Raw genomic sequence first — 7,501 nt, forward strand, 5'->3', positions numbered from 1 at the left:
GCTTGCCACGACAGGCCTGCTTGCCACAATTGCTCACTGACCGCAGCAAGCCTGTTTGCTACAAGTGCTTAGGGCTTGGCCAGGTTCCAGTTGCCGCCAACGCCGTCACCGGTGATGTCGCCCGGTTTGCTGTCCTTGACCCAGGTGTACAGCGCCTGGCCTTTGTAGGCCCATTGTTTGCTGCCGTCGTCACGGGTGATCACGGTGTAGCCGTCGGCATCTTTTGCCGCCGCCTGGGCGGTGAACGCCGGCCAGTTGGCCAGGCATTGGCCGTTGCACACCGATTTACCCGCGCTGTCTTTGGCGAAGGTGTAAAGGGTCATCCCTTTGCTGTCCACCAGTACTTTGCCTTTGGCGCTGTCGGCCACTTTGGCCGGGGCGGCAAACGCCATGGACGACGCACAGGCAATCAGGACGGCACCAGCGAGGGAGAATTTTTTCAGCATGACGAGCTCCAGGGTGTTTTCGAATTGGGGGTCTGGCCTTGTGCTGTATTCACAAGCCGTACTCAGGTAAACACCCGTCGCGCCGCTTTATTCCCCCCGCGTGAACAATTATTTAACTGCGCCCGCGATTGACATCCGAGTGGCTGCTGGAGCCTGAAAGCGCTGGCGCCCAGGCGCATTTGACGACAGCAGGACCGAGTCTGTGCGAAAAGCCCGGAACTCAATCAAGCATTGGCACCACAGACTGTCTGCTGATCAACGCAGTTGGTTCAGCGTTCCTACTACTTTATTTGGAGTTCCCTCTATGAACATTGGCGGATTAAGCGCTGGGTCTGCACTCAGCAACGTTGATATGTCTCAGATGAACAGCAAGAACACTGGCGATGAACAAGCCTGCGACGCTAAGAGAAACGATGAAAAGCGTATTCAGGCTGACGTAAACTCCAAGTCGCAGAGCGAAATGGTGAACCTGAGTCCGGTCGCCAATATGCTGCCGGAAAACGATCAGCAGATCTCGTTCTGATTGAGCAGCCTGCACGACTGGCATGACAAAGCGCTCGGATTTCAGCCTTCGCGAAACAAATCGTGGGCATCGAGCAAGCGGTAGGCAATTTCCGGGCGCTTTTCCATGCCGCGCCGAATAGCTGCCGGAATCGACTGCCGGGTCTTGCGGCACAGGCCCGGCAGGTCGTCGATAACAATCTGTATACCGCGCATGCTCTTGACCTCGGTGTAGCCCGGCGCGACATGCACGCGGATGCCCAATTGCTGGTACATCAGCTGCTGCATGCGCTCCAGGTCTTGCAGGCTCTTGAGGTCTTCGAGGCGCTCAATCAGCTTTTTCTCTTCCTGGCGTGTCAGGTTCAAAATGCGCAGATCGGCGCCGGGCGCCTGCAGCAGTTGTTCGCGTTCGCAGACACAGGCACCGGGTGGGCAGGGTTGGCGAATGTTCATATGCAAGCCCTCCCCAATGGCGATGCTGCTGCTTTAGTAGCTCAGTGCGACCCCAAGACTGCCCAGGGCCTTCCAGTACTCAGGGTAGGTCTTTGCCACGCAATCGGGGTCTTGAATGCGGATACCCGAGACTTTCAGCCCGGCGAGGGCAAAGCACATGGCGATGCGGTGGTCGGCGTGGGTGTCGATCAGCGCGTTGCACGATGTACCGGCCAAGGCTGGATCGCTGGCCACCAGCAGATCGTCACCTTCAATGCTGGCCAAACCCGGACGAATTTCATTCAGGCCGTCGTGCAGCGCCTGCACACGGTCGCATTCCTTTACACGCAGGTTGGCCAATTCGGTAAAGCGTACCGGGGTGTTGTTGAACGCCGCGAGTACCGCCAGGGTCGGGATCGCGTCCTGCATTTGCGAGCCTACGACGGTGGCCTGCATGTTCGGGAATTGGGCGATCACGGCTTGGGCCTTGGCGTCCGGCTGGGTGAAATCCTGTGCCGCCACGCCAATGTCGATGCGCCCGCCGGTCAATACTTCGGCGGCCCACAAATAGGTCGCAGCGGAAGCATCGGGTTCAATCAGGTAGTCGTGGGCGGTGTAGCCGGTCGGGGCCACGCGCCAGGTGGTGTCGTCGACGACGTCGACCTGCGCGCCAAAGGCTCGCATGCAGTCCAGGGTCAGGTCCACGTAGCCACGCGCGCCGATGTCCTTGCCGGTCAATGCCACGTCAATCGGGGCTTCGCCGCAGGCCGCAAGCATCAGCAAGGCCGACACGTACTGGCTGGACAAACCGCCATCGATTTCAAAGCGCTTGGCCTGCACCTTGCCGACGCCGTGCACGGTCACCGGCGGGCAGCCAGTGGGGCTGTCGACGCGGAGGCCATTTTGGCCAAGGGTGGCCAGCAGCGGGCCAATCGGGCGTTTTTGCATGTAGTCGTCGCCGGTCAGCACCACGGTGCCTTGCACGGTCGCCACGGCGGCCGTGAGAAAGCGCATCGCGGTGCCGGCGTTGCCGAGGAACAGCGGCTGCGCCGGCAATTGCAGCTTGCCGGAGCTGGTGACGACGAAGGTGGTGTCGTCCGGCTCATCGATGCTCACGCCCATCTGGCGCAGGGCCACCGACATGTGGCGGGTGTCATCGCTTTTCAGCGCGCCGCTCAAGCGGCTGGTGCCCTTGGCCAGGGCCGCCAGCAACAGGGCGCGGTTGGTAATGGACTTGGAGCCGGGGGGCGCGACCTTGCCGTTCAGGGCGAAATTGGGCGGTGTAACGGTCACGGTTTTCTGCGAACTCAAGGTGCAAGGCTCCTGATCAAGGCGAGGTGGTGCGCAGTGGCGCGACGGGACCCGAATAATCAGCCAAACACGCCACGCTTGTCGAGCAGGGATCGTTGTGCGGCGTGTATTGCCGCGTAATCCGCTGGCGGACAGTGATCAGCGTTTGCTCAACCAGTAATCATGCAGTGCCCGCGCAGCCGGTTCGATTGCGCTGACTCGCTGTTGATGGGCGTCTACATCCAGGTCCGCCGGCAACTCGAAGTTGTCCTGCTCGGCACACCAGGAAATTTTCTCCAGCAGTGCGGCCTGCTCGACGGGCAGTTCAGGCCAATTGCCAATCGCGGCGCCACGGATGTAGCCAAAGCACCATTCCTCAGCCAGCGTCACGACTTGGCCCTGATGTTCGGTGTCATCGAAGCGGGCCTTGAAACCTTGCGCATCGGTTGCCAGCTGCGCGGCGAGGGTATTCATATGGCGCACGCACAGTTCCAGGAACTGCTGGGCCTCTTCAGCGTTCTCCCAGTCCGGGTTCTGCCCACCCCAAATGGCCGGGAACCACTGCGCGACGTCCACTTGCGCCGGGCTTGAAACCAGCGCGGTGAAGTAGCCGTCGAGTTCGGCCAGGTTCAGCACCGAATGATCGTCGCCGTATTTGAGCAGGGTGTCTTCGATGAATTCGAAATCGGCGGCGTTGAGAGGTTGGGTGTGCATGGCATTTCCTTTGAGCGTCGAGCGCCGCGAGTGGGGCGGCTTAAAGCGCAAAGGATGGCGCTTAGGCGGGCTTTTTTCCAGCGTTTTCCCAGCGCGCGCACAGCTTGCTCACGCACATTGAGCCCACCACCGCGAGGATGATCGGCACCAGAAAGTCGTGATCGATGCGGGTAAATTCAGCCACCAGCACAATTGCGGTCAGCGGCATGCTCATGCTCGCCGCCAGGAACGCCGCCGCGCCGATGATTGCAAAGGCCCCCAATGGCACACCGGGCCACGCCAGGCTCCAGGCGCCGCCGAGGATGATTGCCAATAAGGCACCATTCGCCAGCCCCGGCGTCAGCAGGCCGCCTTCGGCCCCGGCGCGCAGGCTGCTGGCGGTGATCAGCACCTTGACCACCAGCAGAATGGCGGCCAGGGTGATCGTCAGTTCATTGTCGAAGCCCAATTGCGCCGGGCCTTTGCCATTGCCGAGGATTTGCGGCAGCAGCATCGCCAGCCCGCCGATGATCGTGAAGTTGAGCAGCGCCAACACCGGCAGGCGCCAGCCACGCGCGGCATTCACCCTGGCGGCGCCGGTAAAGCGGGTAAAACCGTAGGCGGCCAGGCCAAACACCGGCCCGCACACCACCGCCCAGGCGATCAGCGCCGGGCTCAGCACAAAGTGCGGCACTACATATTGCGACTCTGCGCCCAGGCCGATCCACGCCACCGCCGCACCAATGGCCGAGGTTGCCAGCGCAATCACCGCCGCCGGCCAGCTGAATGCGGCTACCAGCACTTCCAGCACAAACACCGCGCCGCCCAGCGGCACGTTGTACACCGCCGCGAGCCCGGCACCCGCGCCGCAGGCCACGATTAATCGGTGCATCCGGGGTTCCAGGCGTGCGCGCTGGGACAACCAGCTTGCTACCACCGCGCCTACTTCACGCGGCGCTACTTCGCGTCCCAATGGCGAGCCGAGGGCCACAGTGATGATCTGCAACAGGGCGTGGGCGAGGGTGGTTTTGGGCGGCATGCTCGGCATCTTTTCCGACACCGCCTGCTTGATGCTCACCAGTGGGCGGCCATAGCGATAGATCGTCCACCAACCCACGCCGGCGACCAGGCCGCACATCACCAGGACGATAAACCGGCGCTCCGGCGCGGCGGCCGTCACGCCCCATAAGAAGGTTTCATGACTGACCAGGCTGTCGAGGCTGTAGCCGTAAGCCAGGTGCTGGATGCCATGCAGCAGCAACGCCAGAAGCATGCCGCCCAGGCCGGCGCCGATACCGGTCAGCACGACCACCAGGGCCAGAATCAACGATGAACGAAACGTGGACGGCATACACGGCTCCAGGCAAGGGCCCTGATTGTATAGCCGATAACGCGCGCTTCCGGGATGAAATGTAACGCGGGTGCATGAACCGCACGCCCACAACATTCCATTACGTTGCCAGTCCCGTTTTTGGCCGATGCGCCGTCGCGCTCCCTTGTTATAGTTCGGGCCTTATCACTCGCCAGTCAGGGATCACTGCCATGTCCGAATACCACGCTTTCGTCGTCGAACTCACCGGCAACGTTGCCCATGTGCAGATCAACCGCCCGGAAAAGATCAACGCGATGAACGCGGCGTTCTGGACCGAAATCATCGACATCTTCCAATGGGTCGAAGACACCGACGCTGTGCGCGCCGTGGTGCTCAGCGGCGCCGGCAAGCATTTTTCTTCCGGTATCGACCTGATGATGCTCGCCTCGGTGGCCAATGAATTCGGCAAGGACGTGGGCCGCAACGCACGCCTGCTGCGCCGCAAGATCCTCGAACTGCAAGCCTCGTTCAATGCCGTCGACAACTGCCGCAAGCCCGTGCTGGCGGCGATCCACGGTTACTGCATCGGCGGCGCCATCGACCTGATCAGCGCTTGTGACATGCGCTACGCCGCTGAAGACGCGCAATTTTCGATCAAGGAAATCGACATCGGCATGGCCGCCGATGTCGGCACCTTGCAGCGCCTGCCGCGCATCGTCGGCGACGGTATGCTGCGTGAGTTGGCCTACACCGGCCGCCAGTTTGGTGCCGAGGAAGCGCGCAGCATCGGGCTGGTGAATCGCGTGTACGCGGATTACGAAAGCCTGCTGGCCGGGGTGATGGAAATTGCCCGGCAGATCGCCGCCAAGTCGCCGATTGCCGTGACCGGCACCAAGGCCATGATCAGCTACATGCGTGACCACTCGGTCAATGATGGTTTGGAATACGTTGCCACCTGGAACTCGGCTATGTTGCAATCCAACGACTTGCGCGTGGCCATCGCGGCCCATATGAGTAAGCAGAAACCCGAATTCGTGGATTGACCGACATGACCCCAGGCTGGATTACCACAACGCTGCTGGACAACGACGCCCCCGGCGGCTGGGCCGTCGCCCGCAGCCGCGAAGGCTTTTTGCATGACACCAACGGCCCGCTGTTCCCGCGTGAATGGCTCAAGCGCCAGGACCTTTCAGTGTTCGCCGAACACGGCATCGGCCACCTCGACGGCGAGCCGGTGTACCTGCTGGAACTCAACGCCGCCAGTGAAGTGCCCGGTTGCAGTTGGCAGGGCCTGCGCGGCTTCATGCTGCAAGGCGACCACACGCTGTACAAAGTGCTGGGCTACGCCGCGCAAATCGGCACCTGGGCGCGCGAGCACCGCTTTTGTGGCAGTTGCGGCCAGGCCATGGTCCAGGTGCCGCGCGAGCGTGCGATGTTCTGCCAGGCCTGCGACCTGCGCAGCTACCCACGCATTTCGCCGAGCATGATTGTGCTGGTGACGCGCGGCGACGAGATTCTGCTGGCACGCTCGCCGCGTTTCGTCACGGGCGTCTACAGCACCCTGGCCGGGTTTGCCGAGCCGGGTGAGTCGGCTGAAGACTGCCTGATTCGCGAAGTGCGCGAAGAAGTGCAGGTGGAGGTCAAGAACATCCAGTACATGGGCAGCCAGTGCTGGCCGTTCCCGCATTCGATGATGCTGGGCTTCCATGCCGAGTACGCCGGTGGCGATATCGTGCCCCAGGCCGATGAGATCGAAGACGCGCAGTGGTTCAACATCCACGACCTGCCGCCGTTGCCGGCGTCACGTTCGATTGCGCGTTACCTGATCGACCTCTACCTGGCGCGCCGTTTAGGTCACGCTGAACCAGTGCTGCCAGGCTAGGCGCACCGTCAGGCCGAGGACCACGGTGATAAACACCGGGCGAATGAATTTGGCGCCGCCGCTGATCGCGCTGCGTGCGCCAAAGAACGCGCCACACATCACCGAGAAGCCCATCGCCAGGCCGACAATCCAATCCACCGAGCCGTTGAAGATAAACACTGACAGCGCCGCCGCGTTGCTGACGAAGTTCATGCTGCGCGCCACGCCGCTGGCTTTGACCAGGTCGATGGGGTGCAGCAGCATCGTGCTCACGGTCCAGAACGCGCCGGTGCCGGGGCCGGCCACGCCATCGTAGAAGCCCAGGCCGAAGCCTTGGGTGGCTTGCCATTTCTTCTTGATCGGTGCGTCAAAGTCGAGCGGCGCCTTGGGCGTGCCGCCGAACAGCAGGTACACACCGCAGCCGAAGACGATCACCGGGAGCATTTTGTTCAGGGTTTCGGCGGGCAGGTAGTGGGCGACCACCGCGCCAGCGAGGGCGCCGATCAGGGTGCCGACGATGGCGTGCACCCATTGGCGCGGGTGGAACAGCTTGCGTCGGTAGAAGGTGAAACTGGCGGTGGCGGAGCCGAAGGTGGAGCTGAGTTTGTTGGTGCCCAGTACCATGTGCGGCGGCATGCCGGCGGTGAGCAGGGCCGGCGTGGTGAGCAGGCCGCCGCCGCCGGCGATGGCGTCGATGAAGCCGGCTATAAACGCAACGACGGCAAGAATGGCGAGGGTGGTCAGGTCAACGCTGAGTTCGAAGGGCATGGGCAGGGCTTATTCTTGGCAGGGCGCAGCGAAGGGGCTGCGCCAAAGGCCTGCATCTTACCTGCCGGATGTACACAGATCCAAATGTGGGAGCTGGGTTGATCAGACCTAGTACATATCCATTCCTGCGGTAACGGCCACTTAGGGTTCCGCTCTTACAGCGGCTCACTTTTTGAAGGACCAAAAAGTAAGCAAAAA

General features: G+C 62.0%; 9 protein-coding genes. 3 read left to right on the plus strand and 6 right to left on the minus strand.

Annotation, left to right across the window (positions count from 1 at the left end; genetic code table 11):
• Nucleotides 1–68: 68 nt before the first annotated feature.
• The gene (locus HX783_RS26750; RefSeq protein ID WP_177018860.1) at nucleotides 69–446 is read right to left on the minus strand and encodes a hypothetical protein; all 378 of its coding nucleotides are present in this window, start codon (nucleotides 444–446) and stop codon (nucleotides 69–71) included.
• Nucleotides 447–750: 304 nt separating this feature from the next.
• Here HX783_RS26750 and HX783_RS26755 point away from each other — a divergent pair, with 304 nt between their 5' ends.
• Nucleotides 751–969, plus strand: coding sequence for a hypothetical protein (locus HX783_RS26755; protein ID WP_177018861.1), 219 nt, complete (start codon nucleotides 751–753; stop codon nucleotides 967–969).
• Nucleotides 970–1,010: 41 nt separating this feature from the next.
• Here HX783_RS26755 and HX783_RS26760 read toward each other — a convergent pair whose 3' ends face one another.
• The 4 genes from HX783_RS26760 to HX783_RS26775 all read right to left on the minus strand — a co-directional run bounded on the left by HX783_RS26760 (nucleotide 1,011) and on the right by HX783_RS26775 (nucleotide 4,713).
• Nucleotides 1,011–1,400 (minus strand): hypothetical protein, encoded by a 390-nt coding sequence (locus HX783_RS26760; RefSeq protein ID WP_177018862.1) that lies wholly within the window; start codon nucleotides 1,398–1,400, stop codon nucleotides 1,011–1,013.
• Nucleotides 1,401–1,433: 33 nt separating this feature from the next.
• Nucleotides 1,434–2,690, minus strand: coding sequence for a 3-phosphoshikimate 1-carboxyvinyltransferase (gene aroA / locus HX783_RS26765; protein WP_177018863.1), 1,257 nt, complete (start codon nucleotides 2,688–2,690; stop codon nucleotides 1,434–1,436).
• Between the two features lie 138 nt (nucleotides 2,691–2,828).
• Nucleotides 2,829–3,383, minus strand: coding sequence for a UPF0149 family protein (locus HX783_RS26770; RefSeq protein ID WP_177018864.1), 555 nt, complete (start codon nucleotides 3,381–3,383; stop codon nucleotides 2,829–2,831).
• A 61-nt stretch (nucleotides 3,384–3,444) separates the two neighbouring features.
• Nucleotides 3,445–4,713, minus strand: a complete 1,269-nt coding sequence (locus tag HX783_RS26775) for a chloride channel protein (protein WP_177018865.1) — start codon at nucleotides 4,711–4,713, stop codon at nucleotides 3,445–3,447.
• Nucleotides 4,714–4,904: 191 nt separating this feature from the next.
• Here HX783_RS26775 and HX783_RS26780 point away from each other — a divergent pair, with 191 nt between their 5' ends.
• Nucleotides 4,905–5,717, plus strand: a complete 813-nt coding sequence (locus tag HX783_RS26780) for a crotonase/enoyl-CoA hydratase family protein (RefSeq protein WP_159957011.1) — start codon at nucleotides 4,905–4,907, stop codon at nucleotides 5,715–5,717.
• Nucleotides 5,718–5,722: 5 nt separating this feature from the next.
• Nucleotides 5,723–6,556, plus strand: coding sequence for an NAD(+) diphosphatase (gene nudC, locus HX783_RS26785; RefSeq protein WP_159957009.1), 834 nt, complete (start codon nucleotides 5,723–5,725; stop codon nucleotides 6,554–6,556).
• Here the strand turns inward: nudC and HX783_RS26790 are convergent.
• Nucleotides 6,524–7,303, minus strand: a complete 780-nt coding sequence (locus tag HX783_RS26790) for a TSUP family transporter (protein WP_177018866.1) — start codon at nucleotides 7,301–7,303, stop codon at nucleotides 6,524–6,526. The two genes, nudC and HX783_RS26790, sit on opposite strands and share 33 nt — an antisense overlap.
• Nucleotides 7,304–7,501: the final 198 nt, after the last annotated feature.

Origin of the sequence: Pseudomonas sp. D2002, from assembly GCF_013385735.1 — a bacterium.
GTDB lineage: Bacteria > Pseudomonadota > Gammaproteobacteria > Pseudomonadales > Pseudomonadaceae > Aquipseudomonas.